8 protein-coding genes and 2 tRNA genes are annotated in these 20,682 nt (G+C 39.2%); 5 read left to right on the top strand and 5 right to left on the bottom strand.

Features of this window, described 5'->3' with window-relative positions:
- Positions 1-60: 60 nt before the first annotated feature.
- Genes CSC80_RS00130 through CSC80_RS00120 form a run of 3 tightly spaced genes read left to right on the top strand, consistent with a single transcriptional unit; the run spans position 61 to position 16,789 of the window.
- Positions 61-13,857 carry an Ig-like domain-containing protein gene (locus tag CSC80_RS00130; RefSeq protein WP_099188920.1) on the top strand — a complete coding sequence of 4,599 codons (13,797 nt, stop codon included), beginning with the start codon at positions 61-63 and terminating at the stop codon, positions 13,855-13,857.
- A 29-nt stretch (positions 13,858-13,886) separates the two neighbouring features.
- Complete coding sequence (locus CSC80_RS00125; RefSeq protein ID WP_058103407.1) at positions 13,887-14,825, top strand: type IX secretion system membrane protein PorP/SprF; 939 nt, start codon at positions 13,887-13,889, stop codon at positions 14,823-14,825.
- 11 nt (positions 14,826-14,836) lie between these two features.
- On the top strand, positions 14,837-16,789 hold the full coding sequence (locus CSC80_RS00120; RefSeq protein WP_099188918.1) for an OmpA family protein: 1,953 nt from the start codon (positions 14,837-14,839) through the stop codon (positions 16,787-16,789).
- 160 nt (positions 16,790-16,949) lie between these two features.
- On the opposite strand, the gene CSC80_RS00115 is transcribed toward CSC80_RS00120, so the two are convergent.
- Together CSC80_RS00115 and CSC80_RS00110 are read right to left on the bottom strand one after the other, a co-directional pair.
- Positions 16,950-17,022: transfer RNA gene (locus CSC80_RS00115), tRNA-Lys, on the bottom strand.
- 98 nt (positions 17,023-17,120) lie between these two features.
- Positions 17,121-17,193 (bottom strand) — tRNA-Lys (locus CSC80_RS00110).
- Between the two features lie 133 nt (positions 17,194-17,326).
- Here CSC80_RS00110 and CSC80_RS00105 point away from each other — a divergent pair.
- Complete coding sequence (locus tag CSC80_RS00105) at positions 17,327-17,851, top strand: shikimate kinase (RefSeq protein ID WP_343224323.1); 525 nt, start codon at positions 17,327-17,329, stop codon at positions 17,849-17,851.
- Here the strand turns inward: CSC80_RS00105 and CSC80_RS00100 are convergent.
- Positions 17,843-18,340, bottom strand: a complete 498-nt coding sequence (locus CSC80_RS00100; protein WP_058103403.1) for a phosphoribosyltransferase family protein — start codon at positions 18,338-18,340, stop codon at positions 17,843-17,845. The genes CSC80_RS00105 and CSC80_RS00100 overlap by 9 nt on opposite strands.
- A 48-nt stretch (positions 18,341-18,388) precedes the next feature.
- On the bottom strand, positions 18,389-18,817 hold the full coding sequence (locus CSC80_RS00095; RefSeq protein WP_074674750.1) for an RNA-binding S4 domain-containing protein: 429 nt from the start codon (positions 18,815-18,817) through the stop codon (positions 18,389-18,391).
- 78 nt (positions 18,818-18,895) lie between these two features.
- Between CSC80_RS00095 and CSC80_RS00090 the strand changes: the two genes are divergently transcribed.
- Entirely contained in the window at positions 18,896-19,855 is a 960-nt protein-coding gene (locus CSC80_RS00090) for an FKBP-type peptidyl-prolyl cis-trans isomerase (protein WP_099188916.1), read from the top strand.
- Positions 19,856-19,926: 71 nt separating this feature from the next.
- Here CSC80_RS00090 and CSC80_RS00085 read toward each other — a convergent pair whose 3' ends face one another.
- Complete coding sequence (locus CSC80_RS00085) at positions 19,927-20,517, bottom strand: porin family protein (RefSeq protein WP_058103400.1); 591 nt, start codon at positions 20,515-20,517, stop codon at positions 19,927-19,929.
- Between the last annotated feature and the right edge of the window lie 165 nt (positions 20,518-20,682).

The following is a 20,682-nucleotide window of genomic DNA, read 5'->3' as shown; positions in this document are numbered from 1 at the left end:
CGGAATATGAAACTAATGCACGCTTACTTCACAAGACAGAGAAATTCACAGAAGACGAAAATGAACAGATTTAATTTTTTGTTTAGTAGACTTTTAAGTCTATGTGCTAATCTGTTAAAGATAAATACATATTCTAAATATAAAAGCCCTGCATACTTACAATCTTGTCTGGTTGCATTTGTGCTGTTTTTTGCAATTGATGCCAATGGACAGAATTTTGAAAGCGTATCTATAACGGGTGTTTCAAGTGGTACCGTTGAAGATGCCTATTTTAATGCTACTTCACCTACTATACCGGCATTGGCTTTTGTAAGAGTTCAAAAAATTGGCGGTGCGCCAGGTAATGGACAGATTGCATATTCTAATACTGTAGATAATTTCTTTTATTTGAATCCTTCGAACAGTAATACCAATGCACCTTCAAGAATAAGAATTAGTTTTTTACAAGCGGATCAGACGACCTTGATACCTGTAAATGATTTTAGGATAATTATAAATGATATAGATGGTACCCCAGCTCCTGCTGATCCTAATGTACCTATAGAAAATGAAGCGGTGGGTACAGACTGTAGTAACTCCGTACGTTTTACGGCTACTGATATTCCCACGAATATTGCAATAGATACAACGCCGCCAACACTTTTGTCTGCAGGTACGGAATCAGAAGCAAATGGTCCTGAAAGTAATTTAATGTTCGAGTTCAATGATGTAAATTTTATCGAATTTGATATTTACGCTAACCCTGGATTTATAAAAGAATTTGATCTCAACCAAAGTGAATATCAGATCAATACATTTTTATACTCTGTTTGTGTTGGTGATTCTGACGGTGATGGTGTGTTTGATAATGTTGATATTGATGATGATAATGACGGAATTTTGGATATTGTTGAATCTAATGGTAATGATCCCAATGGAGATGCTGATGGTGACGGCCTACCTAATTATCAAGATGTTTTAGATAATTCTGGGGATGGGGTTCCTACATATAATGCAAATGCTGATGGTAGTGTTACCAATTATACAGATGCAAATTCTGATGGTGTACCGGACGTTTATGAGGCTAGTCAAGATAATGATAGCTTTCCAAATCATTTAGATTTGGATTCTGACGATGATGGTATTCCAGATAATATTGAAGCTCAATCTACAGGTACTTATGTAGCACCGTCTGGTAACGATTCCGATGGCGATGGTTTAGATGATAATTATGAAGGAACAGGTAACCAAGGATTAATACCTGTTAATACAGATGCTGCTTTTGTAACATCGGATAATGTTCCAGATTTTTTAGATCCAGATAGTGATAATGACGGAATACCAGATACGGTAGAGGCATATGATACCAATGGAGATGATATTCCGGAGATAACATTGTCAGGTAATGATACAGATTTAGACGGTATTGATGATAATTTTGATCAGAATTCTGGTGGAATAGATGACCCAGATGCAGCAACGAACAATAACCAAACTCCAAATACTTTTCCAGATGATGACCCAGCTGGTGGAGAAAGAGATTGGAGAGATCCAAGAGATAGTGACGGTGATGGTACAACGGATAACAATGATACGGATGATGACAATGATACCATTTTAGATGTAGATGAATATGCGGGTCTTGATCCTTTTGGTGATGAAGACGGTGATGGAATCTTAAACTTTAAGGATGTAAGCCAAGATGTAGGAAATACCGGTGATGGTACCACTACAATATATACAGATGCAGATGGCAATGGAGTTCCTGACGCTTATGATGTAGATAATGATGGTTTGCCTAATCATTTAGATATAGATAGTGATGGTGATGGTCATTTAGATGCCACGGATCCAAATCCGTATGCACCAACGGCTCAAGATGAAAGTGCCAATGCTACCTTAGGCGTAGCTACAAATATTAATATTTTAAGTAATGATGATTATTTGCCAAATAATGACGCTAATAATCAAGGAACAACTGCAATAACCAGAGTTGGTGGTACTGCAGGCGGTACGGCAATTTTAGATGCTCTTACTGGTGAATTGGCATATACCCCTTTATTGACAGAGAATGGGTCAACAGTGACAGTAATTTACGAGGTATGTAATACCGATCCGGACCCAGATGTTTGTGAAACCGCAACGGTTAATATTACGGTAACCAATGATCCGGATACCGATGGTGATGGTTCGCCAGATTCTAGTGATGGCGATGATGATAACGATGGTGTCCTAGATGGTGATGATAATGCACCTTTTGATCCAAGTAGCTGTCAAGATTTGGATAACGATGGTTGTGATGATTGTTCTGCTACAGCTAATAATGATTTTTCTGTAGGCGCTAACTTTGATCCTGCAAATGACGGTATGGATACGGATGGTGATGGATTATGTGATGCTGGTGATCCAGATGATGATAATGACGGAGTTTTAGATGGTGATGATAATGCACCGTTAGATCCAAGTAGTTGTCAAGATTTGGATAGCGATGGCTGCGATGATTGTTCCGCTACCGCAAGTACGGATTTTTCTGCGGGTAATAATTTTGATCCGGCCAATGACGGAACGGATACCGATGGTGACGGATTGTGTGATAGCGGTGATGCAGATGATGATAATGACGGAGTTTTAGATGTAAATGATAATGCACCTTTAGATCCTAGTAGTTGTCAAGATGCGGATGGTGATGGTTGTGATGATTGTTCGGCAACGGCTAATACCGACTTTTCTGCAGGTGCTAATTTTGACCCTGCAAACGATGGACTTGATACAGATGGTGACGGAATTTGTGATACTGGTGATACAGATGATGATAATGACGGAGTATTAGATGTAAATGATAATGCGCCCTTAGACCCAAGTAGTTGTCAAGATGCAGACGGCGATGGTTGTGATGATTGTTCCGCTACGTCAAGTACTGACTTTTCTGCAGGTAATAATTTTGATCCATCAAATGACGGACTTGACACAGATGGAGATGGATTATGTGATGCTGGCGATTCTGATGATGACAATGACGGTGTTTTAGATGGGGCTGATAATGCACCTTTAGACCCAAGTGTTTGTCAAGATGCAGATGGTGACGGTTGTGATGATTGTTCCGCTACATCAAATACCGATTTTTCCGTAGGTAATAATTTTGATCCATCAAATGATGGTATAGATACTGATGGTGACGGAATTTGTGACTCTGGTGATGATGATGATGATAACGATGGCGTATTAGATGGAGCTGATAATGCACCTTTAGATCCTAGTAGTTGTCAAGACTTGGATAACGATGGTTGTGATGATTGTTCGGCTACGGCAAGCACTGATTTTACTGCAGGTGCTAATTTTGATCCTGCCAATGACGGTACCGATACTGATGGAGATGGTACTTGTGATTCTGGTGATGACGATGATGATAATGATGGTGTTCTTGATGTAAATGATAATGCCCCATTAGATCCTAGTAGTTGTCAAGATTTGGATAACGATGGTTGTGATGATTGTTCTGCCACGGCAAACAACAATTTTTCTGCAGGACCTAATTTTGATACTGCCAATGACGGTACGGATACTGATGGAGATGGAATTTGTGATTCTGGTGATGACGATGATGATAATGATGGCGTACTTGATGTAAATGACAATGCACCTTTAGATCCTAGTAGTTGTCAAGATTTGGACGGTGACGGTTGTGATGATTGTTCGGCAACGGCAAGTAATGATTTTTCTGTGGGCAATAATTTTGATCCATCAAATGACGGTATAGATACCGATGGTGACGGAATTTGTAATTCTGGTGATACTGATGATGACAATGATGGTGTTCTAGATGGTGATGATAATGCACCGTTAGATCCAAGCAGTTGTCAAGATTTGGACGGTGACGGTTGTGATGATTGTTCGGCAACGGCAAACAATGATTTTACTGCAGGAGCAAACTTTGACCCTGCCAATGATGGTGTAGATACTGATGGTGACGGAATTTGTGACTCTGGTGACCCTGATGATGATAATGACGGTGTAGAAGATGGTTCAGATACTGCACCTCTTGATCCTTCTATTTGTCAAGATTTGGACAGCGATGGTTGCGATGACTGTTCAGCTACCGCAAGTAATGATTTTGCTGCAGGTAATAATTTTGACCCTGCCAATGATGGTGTAGATACTGATGGCGATGGTATTTGTGACTCTTCGGATTTAGACGATGATAATGACGGTGTGGCAGATGGTTCAGATACTGCACCATTAAACCCATCGATCTGTCAAGATTTAGATAACGATGGTTGCGATGATTGTTCCGGCACCTCAAGTACCGATTTTTCTCCGGGAGCTAATTTTGACCCTGCCAATGATGGTACGGATACAGATGGTGATGGCTTATGTGATTCTGGTGATGACGATGATGATAATGATGGTGTTTTAGATGTTAATGATGATGAACCATTAAACCCATCAATTTGTCAAGATTTGGACGGTGATGGTTGTGATGATTGTTCCGCTACGGCAAGCAATGATTTTTCTGCGGGTGCTAATTTTGACCCTGCAAATGATGGTACTGATACTGATGGTGATGGTTTGTGTGATTCTGGTGATACCGACGATGATAATGATGGAGTTCTTGATGGCTCGGATACCGATCCATTAGATCCTTCGGTTTGTCAAGATTTGGATGGTGACGGTTGTGATGATTGTGGGGCAACGGCAAGCAATGATTTTTCTACAGGAGCTAATTTTGATCCGGCAAATGACGGTATTGATACTGATGGAGACGGAATATGTAACAGTAACGATGAAGATGATGATAATGACGGTATACTTGATGCTGTAGAAGGTACCGGTGATTTTGATGGTGATGGCATTCCTAATAATGAAGACCTGGACAGTGACAATGATGGTATACCTGACGTTGTGGAAACAGGCAATAGTAGTCTAGATCTTGACGGAAACGGATCTATAGATCCTGGTGAAAGTAATCATGGTTCTAATGGTATTCCAGATGTTGCTGAAGATGGTGGTACGGATGGAGCAGGTGTTTCTGGCACTCCTTTGAATAGCGATAATCAAGGCGGTCCAAACTTTTTGGACATAGATTCAGATAATGATGGTATAAAAGATTTAGTAGAATCACAGCCCGATGCTGGTTTGGTTCAAGCTTCTGGTGATGATACGGATAATGATGGTATTGATGATGCATTTGATGTAGATCAAGGAGGAAGTTTTACCAATTCACCGGTAAACACAGATGGAGATGTTCATCTGGATTATTTAGATTTAGATAGTGATAATGATGGTATTATAGATAATATTGAATGGCAATCCACTTCTGGTTACCAATCACCTGGTACAGATTCAGACGGAAATGGTTTAGCTGATAATTATGAAGTTCCGCCAGCCGGTTCTGGACAATCCATTAATGAACCTGAAAATTCCGATGGTCAAGGTAGTCCGGATTTTAGGGATACTGATTCAGATAATGATGGTGTTAGTGATACGGTTGAAGCATATGATATAGATGGAGATAATATTGCGGATACTACACCGTCAGGTACAGATGCTGACAATGATGGTCTAGATGATGCTTTTGATTTGGTTATTACGGGATCAAATGGTATTGAAGATACTAACGGGGCAACAAATAACAACCAAAATGTTAATGATTTTCCTAATGATCAAGATCCTTTTACGAGTGAAGTAGATTTTAGGGATGCCAATGTGCACTTGACTCCTATAGATACAGATGGTGATGGTGTTAATAATAGTGTAGATAAGGATAATGACAATGATGGTATTTTAGATTATGTGGAATCTTTAGGTTTTGAACCTACCGATACCAAAGGAGATGATTGTGGTATTCCCCCCGGTTCTTTTGTAGGTGGTTCTTATATATCTTCTACCGGTAGTGGTCCGGGTACTGTTGGTGCCGAGTATCGTTTCTCTACAGTGGTGACTTCATCTCTTGGGGTGTTAGATGCAATTGTAGCTATAACCGATATTGACAATGCAACCTTAACTTCTATTGATAATGGTGGTTTTGGCAGCAATGACGCTTGGCAACCTAGTTTTGATGTAGGTGGTGGTGTCGGTGATGTTGGTAGTATGACCTTTAATATTAGGTTGGTGGCTACGGGCTCGGATTTTCAGGTAAACCTTATTCGTTTCGGAGGTGTTATTTATGATATTGATGGAGCTAATACTGAAGAAAGCGTTACACTTGCTAGACCTGGTTTATATGCTGTTGATGGTAACACTTTGTTGAATATTTCAGAGAATTTAGCAACGGGTACCACAACATTTGAAGGACCACCACAAACATGGTCAGGTGTAGATTTTGGACCAAGATTGGCTGTATATTTCAATTATTATGAAACTACCAATTTCACAGTAACATTTTCGGGTGAACTACAACCAGGATTTTCATCAAATGATTATTTAGGTTCTATTTTGTTTCAAACTTGTGATATCAACGGTTTGTTCACTTCATCGAATAATACTATGGCTGCTAACTCTGCCGGTTCTCCTTCCGGAACGCAATCGGGTCCTGGGTCTGCACCGGTATATACTATAAATGAAGGTATAGATAGTGATCATGATGGTATAGAAGATCATTTGGATATTGACTCTGATAACGATGGTATTCCAGATAATGTAGAAGCACAAACTACAAGTGGTTACGTAGCTAGAAATGCAAATACAGATGGCAATGGCAATGATGATACTGATGGCGATGGTTTAGGTGACGAATATGAAGGAGCAGGGGATGAAGGTGTTTCCCCGGTAGATACAGACGGTGACGGAATTCCGGATTATCTGGATTTGGATACCGATGGCGACGGACTTTCGGATACTGAAGAAGCTGGTTTTACAACGGCGTCCAACAATTTGGATAATGATCATGATGGTTTGTTTGATGATTATGATGATGTAGATACTACAGGTTTACCGTTCGATTCTAATGATGATCAAGACAATGGGGCATCTGATCTACCGAACAACGCGGTGATTACCACTTCAGAAGTAGATTACAGAGAAGACGGTATAGATGATAATGATTTGGATGGCATTGCGGATTCTGTTGATTTAGATGATGATAATGATGGTATACTGGATACGGAAGAAAGTCCGTCCGGTTTAGATCCAAGTGCAGATGCAGATGCAGATGGGGTACTCAATTATCTTGATCCTGATTTAGGTGTAGATGATAATGGAGATGGTATTATTGATAATTTTGATACCGACGGTGACGGTGTTCCAAACCATTTTGATTTGGATGCTGATAATGATGGTATTTATGATGTTGTAGAATCTGGCAGTGGTCAACCCTTTACCAGTGGAAGGTTAGACGGAGCTGTGGGTACGGATGGTATTCCAGATTCTGTTCAGGCTAGTGGTCAACAAGATAGTGGTTCTGTGAACTATACAGTGCTGGATTCTGAGGCAACACCAGATGGTATTGCTGATTACTTAGAGTTGGATGCGGATGGAGATTTATGTAATGATGTTATAGAGGCAGGTTTTACAGATGATGATTCAGACGGAGTTTTAGGAGATGGTGCGCTTGTGGTAGATACTGATGGGGTTGTGACCGGAACCAATGTGGTTGACGGATATACTACGCCAAATAATGTGGATAGTGCTACTAATACCGATTTCGACTTTCAACAACCAGGGGAGACGCCTACAATTGCATCAAGTGCTGAACAACCACAAGATGTTTTAACCAATGGCAGTTCACCAGAAACATTTACCGTAACGGCATCTGGAATTTCCTTGGCATATCAATGGGAGGTAGATGATCAATCAGGTGGAGGTTTTGAAGCTATAGATGATGCAAATGGAACAGATATTTACACGGGTAGTACAACGGAGACATTAACCTTGACCGGTGCTACCGTAGCTCAAGACGGATTTGAGTATAGGGTGATAATTACAGATTTAACTTTTGTATGTTCTCCGTTAACGTCTGATGTTGCTTTATTGACTATTGATGTAACTGCACCGACTATTACTATAGATGTAGTATCTAACGATGATATTATCAATGCGGTTGAAGATGATAGTGACGTTACCATTAGTGGAACAACCACAGGGGCTGAAGACGGTCAGACGGTAACAGTAACCTTGAACGGACAAACATATACAACCACGGTAACGGGTGGTGTGTGGTCGCTGGATATTCCGGCAGTTGATGCACAGTCTTTAGATGCTACGGAAACAATCACTGCAGATGTTAGTGACCTGGCAGGAAACCCGGCAACACAGGCAACAAGAGATATTGAGCATGATGATACCGCACCTACAATAACCATAGACGTGGTATCTAACGATGATATCATTAATGCTCTTGAAGATGATAGTGATGTTACTATAAGTGGAACGACTACTGGAGCTGAGGATGGTCAAACGGTAACAGTAATTTTGAACGGAGAAACGTATACGACTACGGTAACTGGTGGTGTATGGTCTTTAGACGTGCCTGCAACTGATGCACAAGCACTGGATCCTACAGAAACCATTACTGCAGATGTAAGTGATTTTGCTGGTAATCCGGCAACTCAGGCTAATCATGATATTATTCATGATATTACGCCGCCAACCATTACAATTGGTGTAGTGGCTAATGATGATGTTATTAATGCTTTGGAAGATGATACCGATGTAACAATAAACGGTACAACAACTGCCGAGGACGGGCAAACCGTTACAGTAGTCTTGAACGGAGAAACATATACCACTACCGTAACTAGTGGAACATGGACTTTAGATGTGCCTGCGGCAGATGTACAGGCATTGGATCCTACGGAAACCATTACGGCAGATGTAAATGATGTAGCGGGTAATCCTGCTACACAGGCAACAAGAGATATTGAACATGATGTTACGGTACCAACGATAACAATTAATGTTGTAGCTGTAGATGACATCATAAATGCAGTAGAAGATGATAATGATGTTACCATAAACGGAACAACAACAGATGTTGAAGACGGGCAGACGGTAACTGTAGTGCTGAACGGGCAGACATATACAACTACGGTAGCTGGTGGTGTTTGGACATTAGATGTGCCTGCTGCGGATATTCAAGCATTGGGTACTACACATACAATAACGGCTGATGTGAGCAACGATGCTGGTAACCCTGCCATACAGGCGACCAGGGATATTGAGCATGATGCTATTGCCCCAACTATAGCTATAAATGTTGTTTCTGCAGATGATATTATTAATGCGGTAGAGGATGACAGTGATGTAACGATCAGTGGAACTACTACAGGTGCCGAGGATGGGCAGATCGTAACGGTAACCTTGAACGGTCAGACATACACGGCAAGTGTAACTAGTGGAACATGGAGCTTTGACCTACCTGCGGCGGATGCTCAGGCATTAGATCCAACCGAAACGATAACTGCAGATGTAAGCGATGTAGCAGGTAACCCTGCCACACAGGCAACTAGGGATATCGAGCATGATGTTACAGCGCCGACCATTACTATAGATGTAGTATCTACCGATGATATTATCAATGCTGTAGAAGATGATAGTGACGTGACTATAAGTGGTACGACCACTGGTGCCGAAAATGGTCAGACAGTAACCGTAATTTTGAACGTACAAACCTATACGTCTACTGTTACAGGAGGTACTTGGAGCTTTGATCTACCTGCAGCCGATGCCCAGGCATTGAATCCAACCGAAACGATAACTGCAGATGTAAGCGATGTAGCAGGTAACCCTGCCACACAGGCAACTAGGGATATCGAGCATGATGTAACTGCACCGACCATTACCATAGATGTGGTATCTACCGATGATATCATCAATGCATTGGAAGATGATAGTGACGTAACCATTAGTGGTACAACTACAGGGGCCGAGGATGGCCAGACGGTAACAGTAACTTTGAACGGACAAACCTATACAGCCGTTGTCTCGGGTGGTGCATGGAGCTTTGATCTTCCTGCTACAGATGCACAGGCATTGGGAGCTAATGAAACAATCACTGCAGATGTAAGCGATGTTGCGGGCAACCCTGCCACTCAGGCAACTAGGGATATTGAACATGATGTAACTGCACCTACCATTGCTATAGATGTGGTATCTGCCGATGATATCATCAATGCGGTTGAAGATGATAGCGATGTAACGATCAGTGGTACTACAGATGCAGAGGATGGTCAAACTGTGACGGTAACCTTGAACGGTCAGACATACACAGCAAGTGTAACTGGCGGTACTTGGAGCTTTGATCTTCCTGCGGCAGACGCACAGGCTTTAGACCCAACCGAAACAATCACTGCGGATGTAAACGATGTAGCTGGTAACCCTGCCACTCAGGCAACTAGAGATATAGAACATGACGTAACTGCACCTACCATTACTATTGATGTGGTTTCTACAGATGACATCATAAATGCGGTTGAAGATGATAGCGATGTGACCATTAGTGGAACTACAGATGCCGAGGACGGACAAATTGTGACAATAGTGTTGAACGGACAGACAAACACAGCAAGTGTAACTGGCGGTACTTGGAGTTTTGATCTACCTGCAGCAGACGCTCAGGCTTTAGATCCAACCGAAACCATTACGGCAGATGTAAGTGATGTAGCAGGTAATCCTGCCACACAGGCAACTAGGGATATCGAACATGATGTAACTGCACCTACAATTACTATAGATGTAGTATCTACCGATGATATTATCAATGCTGTAGAAGATGATAGTGACGTGACTATTAGTGGTACTACCACCGGAGCCGAGGACGGGCAAACCGTAACGGTAATCTTGAACGGACAAACCTATATTGCTGTTGTGACTAGCGGTACTTGGAGCTTTGATTTACCTGCGGCGGATGCTCAGGCATTGGATCCAACCGAAACCATTACGGCAGATGTAAGCGATGTAGCCGGTAACCCTGCCACTCAGGCATCTAGGGATATCGAGCACGACGTGGCTCCACCTACAATAGCTATAAATGTAGTGTCTACGGACGACATCATAAATGCATTCGAAGAGAATAGTGATGTAACGATTAACGGAACTACAGATGCGGAAGACGGACAGACCGTGACGGTAACCTTGAATGGACAGACATATACGACCACGGTAACGGGTGGTACTTGGAGTCTGAATGTACCAGTTGTAGATGTTCAGGCATTGGACCCAACGGAAATCATTACTGCTGACGTAATTGATGTTGCCGGTAACCCTGCCACACAGGCAACTAGGGAAATTCAACATGATGTTATTGCACCGATCATTACCATAGATGTGGTATCTACTGATGATATCATCAATGCGGTAGAGGATGATAGTGATGTAACGATCAGTGGTACTACCGATGCAGAGGACGGTCAAATTGTGACTGTAATCTTGAACGGTCAGACCTACACAGCAAGTGTAATTGGCGGTACTTGGAGTTTTGATCTACCTGCAACAGACGCTCAGTCATTGGATCTAACCGAAACCATTACGGCAGATGTAAGCGATGTAGCCGGTAACCCTGCCACTCAGGCATCTAGGGATATCGAACATGACATAACTGCACCGACGATAACCATAGATGTGGTTTCTACCGATGATATTATCAATGCAGTGGAAGATGATAGTGACGTTACTATAAATGGTACGACCACTGGAGCCGAGGACGGGCAAATTGTGACAGTAGTGTTGAACGGACAGACCTACACAGCAAGTGTAACTGGAGGTACATGGACCTTTGATCTACCTGCAGCAGATGCTCAGGCTTTAGATCCAACCGAAACGATAACTGCAGATGTAAGTGATGTAGCAGGTAACCCTGCCACACAGGCAACAAGGGACATTGAACATGATGTAACGGCACCTACTATTACTATAAATGTGGTATCTACCGATGATATTATCAATGCAGTTGAAGATGATACGGATGTAACGATCAGTGGTACTACGGATGCCGAGTACGGGCAGATCGCTACAATGACCTTGAACGGACAGTCGTACACTGCAATTGTAACAGGAGGTACCTGGAGTTTTGATCTACCTGCAGCAGATGCCCAGGCAATGGATGTAAATGAAACCATTACTGCTGATGTATTTAATATAGCAGGTAACCCTGCACCGCAAGCTACACGTGAAATAACGCATGATGTTACGGCACCTACCATTACTATAGATGTAGTATCTAACGATGACATCATAAATGCGGTTGAAGATGATAGCGATGTGACGATCAGCGGTACTACGGATGCGGAAGACGGACAGGTCGTAACAGTATCCTTGAACGGACAGTCGTACACCGCAGTCGTGACAGGAGGAACTTGGAGCTTGGATATTCCGGCAACAGATGCACAGGTATTGGATGTAAATGAGACTATTACAGCCAATGTGAGTGACTTAGCTGGTAATCCTGCAGTGGCGGTTACTAGAGACATCGTTCATGATGTAGTAATTGGAATCGATATTGATACACCTATAGAAATAGATGATATTGTTAATGCAGTTGAAGATAATGATGTTGTTATAACAGGTACAACCACCGGTGTTGAAGATAATCAGATTGTTACAATTACTTTTAGTGACGGTGTAAATACAGTTACATCAACCGCAACTGTAATATCTGGAGTATGGACTGCTAGCGATGCAGATATTTCGACATTGACAAATGAATCTATTTTAGTAAATGCAGAAGTGTCTGACATACCGGGCAATAATGCTGTTGATTCCGAAACTGTAATTCTTGATAACACAGCACCAGTAGCTGATAGCTTTAGTACATTCGATATTGATCCGGTATTAACAGGTAATGCAAGTGCCAATGAATCTCTTGTTATTGAACTAGATACGGATGGTGATGGATTAACGGATGTAACCTATAGCGTAATTGCGGATGCTAATGGCGAATGGAGTTTAGATACGGGTATGGCAACCCCTACATCTGGTAATTTCCCTGTTCTTACCGATGAGGATGTTATAGAAATAATTGTTACCGATGCTTCTGGTAATTCTGGTAATGGTACGGTTACGATATCTGAGGATTCTGATAATGACGGACTTACCAATAACGAGGAAAGTGATTTGGGAACAGATCCTAATAATCCTGACTCTGATGGTGATGGTATTGTTGATGGAGAAGAAGTTTTGGTTGATAATACCGATCCTTTAAATGATTGTGACCATGTTGATGGTATGCCTTTGGGAGCAAGTGATTGTGATAATGATGGATTGACCACAGAAGAGGAAGTGACATTAGGAACAGATCCTAATAACCCTGATACTGATAATGATGGTTTAACCGATGGTGAGGAAGTAGACTTGGGTACAGATATAAACAACCCCGATACCGATGGTGATGGAATTACAGATGGTCAAGAAGTTTTGGATAATACAGATCCTTTAGATGCTTGCGATTCTATAAATGGAACCCCTATTGGAACTTCTGATTGTGATAATGATGGATTGACTACCGATGAAGAAAATTCTTTGGGTACTGATCCTGAAAATGAGGATACTGATGGTGATGGCATCAATGATGGCCAAGAAATAGAGGACAGTACCGATCCACTTGATGGGTGTAGCTCTATTGGCGGTACTCCACCACAAGGTACAGCGTGTGATATTAGCATTGAAAGTGACCTTGTGAATCCAAACACTAACGGTGGTGTCTTTACAATCAATAATATAGAATCATTCCCAAATAATACAGTGAGAATATATAATAGATGGGGTGTGCTGGTTTTTGAAACTAACGGATATGATAACAATGGTAATGCATTTAGAGGTATTTCCAATGGTAGGGTAACGGTGAAAAAGAATGATGAATTACCAGTTGGTGTATACTACTATATAATTGATTACGCCAATGACCAACAGTCTAAATCAATGAACGGTTACTTATATATTAACAGATAAAAGAAAGAACCCCCAACAATAAATTAACTATGAAGAATCTATTTATAACTTTATTTTTACTTGTAGCATCCTTTTGGACGATAAGGGGGCAACAAGATGCCCAATATACACAGTACATGTATAATACCGTTGCTGTGAACCCGGCATATGCAGGGTCAAGAGGAGTTCTTAGTATTGCAGCCTTACATCGATCACAATGGGTAGGGTTAGACGGTGCACCAACAACGCAGACCTTGAATATAAATAGCCCTATTTCTGATAGGGTAGGACTTGGGCTGTCTATCGTAAACGATGAAATAGGAAACGGTACAAACCAAGATACTTATTTTGATGCGGTATTTTCTTATACCGTACCAACATCCGAAGAAGGTAAGCTATCTTTTGGGTTAAAGGCGGGCGGTCATTTTTTGAACATAGACTTTAATAGACTAAGAAATTATGATCCATCTAATGCGGCCGTTGGGCAAACCAATATAGATAACAAGTTCTCACCTAACTTTGGAGCCGGAGTTTATTACCATACGGAACAGTTTTATGCAGGACTTTCAATACCCAATTTTCTAGAAACGGAGCATTTTGATTCTGGTGGAAATAGTAATTCTTATATAGCTCAAGAAAGAATGAATTGGTATTTGATAACAGGCTATGTTTTTGATATTAATCCTGATTTAAAATTAAAACCGGCATTACTTTTTAAGGCTGTAGAAGGTGCGCCATTGCAAGCTGATCTTTCTGCAACCGTTTTACTTAATGATACATTCTCCTTGGGTGCGGCATATAGATGGGATGCAGCCATGAGTGCACTTGTAGGATTTCAGTTGAACGAAAAATTAATGTTAGGTCTTGCATATGACCGTGAAATTACCGAATTGGGAAGTACATCGTTTAACGATGGGTCATTTGAAATCTTTCTAAGATTTGAATTTTTAACCCGCTATAAAAATATATTGGCACCAAGATTCTTTTAAACCTATTAATTATGAAGTATAGAATAAATAATATAAAGTGTTTACTAGTCATAGCATTATCATTTGGCAGTATGCTTAATGCACAAGATAAGAAAACAAAAAGGGCCAAAGCGGATTTTAATAGTTATGCTTATGCAGAAGCCATTGAATCTTACGAGGAATTGGTAAAAGAAGGTTATACTTCAGAAGAGATTCATAAGAATTTGGGAGATGCGTATTATCAAAAAGGAGATTATAATGCCTCAGCATACTGGTATGAGCAATTATTTGCAGAGCCACAGATAAATGTGGATACTGAATATTTGTATAAATATGCTCAGACCTTAAAATCAAGTGGGAACTACGAACTATCTCACGTTTGGATGCAAAAGTTCGCAGAACAAAAAAAAGGAGATATAAGAGCTTTTAAATTCCAGGAAAATAAAGACTATTTAGATAAAATAAAGGAAAATAGTCAAAGATATGATATAAAGAATATTCCCGTGAATTCTGCTTCTGCTGATTTTGCCCCGTCCTTTTTCGGAGAGCAATTAATTTTTTCTACGGCGAGAGATACCGGTAGAATTTTAAAAAGTGTTCATAAATGGAATAATAAGCCATTTACAAATTTGTATACTACCAAAGTAACCGAGAATGGTGAATTTAGTGTTGCTGAAAGGTTGTCCAAAAAATTGAATAAAAAGACCCATGAGAGTTCTACTGCTTTTACAAAAGATGGTTCAACTGTTTACTTTACAAGAAACAATTCTAAAAATGGAAATTTTCTTAGGGATAAAGAAGGTCTAAGTAGATTAAAGATCTATAGGGCAACTTTAAATGATGGCGAATGGGAAGATATTATGGAACTTCCTTTCAACAGCGAGAATTATTCGGTAGCACACCCTACTTTAAGCAATGATGAGAGAAAACTTTACTTTGCTAGTGATATGCCAGGAACTTATGGGCAATCGGATATTTTTGTTATTGATATCAACGAGGACGGCACTTTTGGAACACCCAAAAATTTAGGCAATGAAATAAATACAGAAAGTCGAGAAACATTTCCTTTTATTACCGAAGATGAGGTACTATATTTTGCATCTGACGGGCATCCAGGACTAGGTGGTCTAGATATATTTGCCACCAAAATTGATGATATGGATGCCTTATATATTTTAAATGTTGGGGAACCTGTAAATAGTGTGCAAGATGATTTTTCGTTCATTATGGACCAAAAGTTAAAAAAAGGATATTTTGCATCTAGTAGAGAGGGTGGTGTTGGTAGTGATGATATTTATAGTTTTACAGAAACAAGACCTTTGGATCTACAATGTAGAACAGAACTTACAGGTGTGGTCAAAGATGGAAAAACAGGTGAACCTTTAAAAGATGCGGATATTAAGGTATACAATAGTAAGAATGAATTAGTATCTGGTTCAAATACCAATGGTACTGGAATGTTTACCACTGAAGGCAATTGTGCAAAAGGCAACTATAAGATTTTGGCTTTCAAAAAAGATTACGAAGAAGGCGAAAAAACCGTAGTTACGGAAAAAGGTAAAGATTTCAATGATATAGAAATTATTTTAACGCAGATTGACAAATCTGCACCAGTGGGCACAGACCTTGCTAAATACTTGAACATAGATCCAATTTACTTCGATTTTGACGAGTATTTTATACGAGAAGATGCAAGTGTCAGTATCAATAAGGTATTGGCTTATTTAAATGAATTTCCATCTGTTAAGGTAGAGGTACGCTCACATACAGATTCTCGTGCGAATGATGTGTACAATAAAAACCTTTCAACGAAGAGGGCTAAGGCAACTGCAGATTATTTAATTAAAAAAGGCATATCCAGTGACCGTATTACGTATGAAGGATATGGTGAGACAGCGTTGGTAAATAACTGTAGCAACAATGTGCCTTGTAGCAAAGAAAGCCATCAACTAAATAGGCGATCAGAGTTTATAGTTGTAGAATAAACATTAAATAAAAAAAATAAAAAAGTGGAAAAGAACTCAGTTCTTTTCCACTTTTTTTTAATTAAAATTTTTGCTGTTAGCAAACCTTCTTAAATTATATATTTTTAGTATCGACTTTAAACAAAAAAAACCTTTCAATAGAAAATTGAAAGGTTTTTTGTGACCTGGCTGGGGCTCGAACCCAGGACCCTCTCCTTAAAAGGGAGATGCTCTACCAACTGAGCTACCAGGTCAAATTTTAAAAGAACGTACTAGGTCAATGAGAGATTAAATCAACTCAAAGGTTTAAATAAAAAAGCCTCTTTTTTTTGAAGAGGCTAATATTTAGTTGTGACCTGGCTGGGGCTCGAACCCAGGACCCTCTCCTTAAAAGGGAGATGCTCTACCAACTGAGCTACCAGGTCAATAAGTCATTTTAGAAATTTGATTCCCTCAATGCGGGTGCAAATATACGTCGATAACTTTATTTTGCAAGTCATTTTAGAGATAAATTTATTTTTTTTTGAAAACCCTATTATTTAGTCCAATTTTGTACAAATGAAAGAAGTGAAAATAGTTTTGGTAGGTTACATGGGAAGTGGTAAAACCACTGTGGGTAGAATAGTTGCTAACCATTTGAATATTAATTTTTTAGATTTAGATGCTTTTATAGAGGAAGGTGAGAAAATGAACATAGCATCTATTTTTAAAGAAAAAGGAGAGATCTATTTCAGAAAAAAAGAAATAGAATATCTCAATAAAGTATTTTTAAAAGATGAGAGTTTTGTGCTGTCATTAGGTGGAGGTACGCCTTGTTTTGGAAATAATATGGAGTTCATAAATAGTAAGACACCTAATTCTTTTTATTTAAACGTTGGCATAAATGAGCTTGAAGAGCGTTTGGCAAAGGAAAAAGAGCATAGACCTATGATTTCTCATTTAGAAGATGACAAGTTAACTGAGTTTATTGGCATGCACTTATTTGAAAGAAGTTACTTTTATAACAAAGCGCACCATAAAATTAAAAGTAATAGGAATACCCCAACAGAAATCGCGGAGATGATCGTAAATAAATTAGTCTAAATACACCCTATCATTTTTGGTTTCAAAATGAACGTTTACATGCTCCTGTAATGAGGTGGATAGTGAAATTCCTTTATAATCCGCTTTTACAGGGTATTTTTTATGGTTTCTATTTACCAAGACTGCAGTTTTAAGCTGTTTTAAAGGTGTTTTAAGAAAATGATGAACTCCATATATCAATGTTGTACCAGAATTGAGGACATCATCTACTAAAACAACGGATTTATTCACGAATTCCTCTTCGGCAATTGAGGTACGTACACCGCTTGTTAGGGGGTCTTTTTTATCCATTGACAACTTGCAAAGTACAATTTTTGCTTCAGTAATCTTCTTAAGTTTTGCCACGATTTTTTTTGCAAACTGCAGTCCGCCACCTTCTATACCCGCTATTATAATTTCTTCTTCATAAACGTTGGCTTCATAAATTTGATAGGCTATACGTTCAATTTTATGTTGAATCTGTTGATGTGAAAGTATATTTTGTTGCATGGGTTTTTCTTAAAACAATAAAGATAGTTATGTTTTTAAAAGTATTTGCTAATCGTGAGATTCTTTACTTGAATTATCAGGCGTTTGGTTTTCTTCTTTATTTTCGTTTGAGGGAGTGTCTAAAAAGTCGTCAATATCACGACGGTCTTTTTTTGTAGGTCTTCCAATGCCTTTTTTACGATAATAATCTTTAGAATATTGCAAAAGCTCATTATGTTCAAAGGCTTCTTTTGGTGTGGTATCTTTTCTATAAATATTCACCAATTTAGCACCTACACGACTGGGAGGAATGTCAAGTACCGTTAATTTGTAATCAATTTGATTTTTTCGTGCTACAATTTCATCCATTGGATAAACTTCCCTACCTGGTTTGGCGGTAATACCATTTATTTTTACGTGACCTTTCTTACAGGCATTGGTGGCAATGTTTCTGGTTTTAAAATAGCGTGTACTCCACAAGAATTTGTCTATGCGCATTATGACCGGCATTTCTTTGTTAACTTCCAAACAAAAATAAGGGAAAATTGTATCTTGCGCGTTTAAAATAAATTATTGATGAAATTGAGAAATGCTTATTTGTTAATAGCTGGTTTACTAATACTGGGATCATGTAAAAATGATGATGATGCTATTGGTGAAATTGTGCCGCCAAGGTTATTAAGTGAGGTTACCGAAGAGGATGATGCCGAGATAATTGAGTTTTTAAAAACGCATTTCTACAATGAAGATGAGTTTGAGACTCCACCTGAAGGTTTTGATTTTAAAATAAGGTTTGATACTATTGCTGGTGAAAATAGCACTAAACGATCAATTTATGATAGTCCCAATTTAATTACACAAACAATTACGGTTGATTCTGAAGACTTGGGAAGAGAAGATGATAATGAAGTTATTGATCAAACACTGTATACGTTAGTAGCTAGACAAGGTGTTGTGGAAGGGAAACCCACCATTGGTGATTTTTCTGTTTTAAGATATGAGGGGCTTTTGCTAGATGGCACTCTTTTTGACGCCTCTACAAATCAACCTATTCGTTTTAACCTATCTTCGGTTGTGCAAGGTTTTGGTAATGGAATGAAAAATTTTCAGACAGGAAATGGTCCAATTGAAAACGGTGATGGCACGGTAAGTTATGAAGGCTATGGCATAGGTGCTATTTTTATGCCTGCGGCATTGGCTTATTTTGATTCGTCTCCAAATTCAGACGTGCCAACATATTCACCATTGATTTTTAAGGTAGATGCCTTTTCTTATGAACCAGATTCAGATTTAGATGGTGATGGTATTCCTTCGATTCTAGAGGATTTAAATGGAAATGGGAACCTTAATGATGATAATACAGATATTGATCTAGAGTCTATTTTTGCCAGATCAGCTAACCATAATGATGTTGATGATGACGGTGATGGTATATTGACTATTGATGAAATTGAGTTGGATGCCGATGGTAATTTTGTTGGCTTCCTAGATACGGATGGTGATGGTATTCCTGATCACCTGGATAATGATTTGTAGAAAAATCATTTAAAACATAAAAAAAACCTCTTAAGTACACTTAAGAGGTTTTTTGTTATTTATTGTTTTCTTTATAACATTAAAGACAAACTCAAAATTAGCTGGTCTGGTCTGGTGTCTATTCTACTTGGACCTACATTTGTAATATTTGTATTGATAAAAGAAGCTTCGTTATCGTTAAACCCTCTTTCATAACGTAAATCAATTCCAAGTTTTCCTAAACTTACCCCAGCACCAATATTCATTCCAACTGAAAAATCGTTTTCTACATCATCAATGGTTATTCCGTCAAATTCAGTGTCTAAAATGTACTGAAAAGCTGGTCCGGCAAAAACGTGTAAAGGGCCTACAACGTTAATTCCTAAAAGTACCGGAACATCTAATTTGCTCATATCAAAATCTGCTCCATCATAATCAGATTTTGTTTTGGTATATACCAATTCTGGTCTCAAGTATACTTTTGATGCTCCGATTTTCCCAAAAACACCAAGATGGTATCCTATGTTTCTATCCGGGTTTCTTGCTGCATCTCCAACAGATTCAAAATAATCTCCGTTCGCACTGTAATTTAATCCCCCTTTAATTCCAAATCCAGAATCGCTTTGGGCAATCCCATAAAATCCAGAAAGAGCTAAAAAAGCTGCTAAAATTGTTTTTTTCATATCGTTGTTGTTTTATGTGAAACTCGTATCAAATACAATACCAGAAGTTTCATTTCTCGTTATACCATGAGAACGGAGGTAAAATATCTTTATTGTTTTGCTATTCAATTGGGTCAATTTCAATTCATTTAAAGCAAAAATGAGGGTAATGTAATTTAATTTGTT

Origin of the sequence: Maribacter sp. 6B07, assembly GCF_002700155.1 — a bacterium.
GTDB classification, from domain to species: domain Bacteria; phylum Bacteroidota; class Bacteroidia; order Flavobacteriales; family Flavobacteriaceae; genus Maribacter; species Maribacter dokdonensis.
This window is presented reverse-complemented; position numbering and strand designations above follow the sequence as displayed.

Coding starts and splice junctions, on each gene's coding strand:
- CSC80_RS00130 (WP_099188920.1), top strand. CDS start 61: ATGAACAGATTTAATTTTTTGTTTAGTAGACTTTTAAGTCTATGTGCT.
- CSC80_RS00125 (WP_058103407.1), top strand. CDS start 13,887: ATGAAGAATCTATTTATAACTTTATTTTTACTTGTAGCATCCTTTTGG.
- CSC80_RS00120 (WP_099188918.1), top strand. CDS start 14,837: ATGAAGTATAGAATAAATAATATAAAGTGTTTACTAGTCATAGCATTA.
- CSC80_RS00105 (WP_343224323.1), top strand. CDS start 17,327: ATGAAAGAAGTGAAAATAGTTTTGGTAGGTTACATGGGAAGTGGTAAA.
- CSC80_RS00100 (WP_058103403.1), bottom strand. CDS start 18,340: ATGCAACAAAATATACTTTCACATCAACAGATTCAACATAAAATTGAA.
- CSC80_RS00095 (WP_074674750.1), bottom strand. CDS start 18,817: ATGCGCATAGACAAATTCTTGTGGAGTACACGCTATTTTAAAACCAGA.
- CSC80_RS00090 (WP_099188916.1), top strand. CDS start 18,896: ATGAAATTGAGAAATGCTTATTTGTTAATAGCTGGTTTACTAATACTG.
- CSC80_RS00085 (WP_058103400.1), bottom strand. CDS start 20,517: ATGAAAAAAACAATTTTAGCAGCTTTTTTAGCTCTTTCTGGATTTTAT.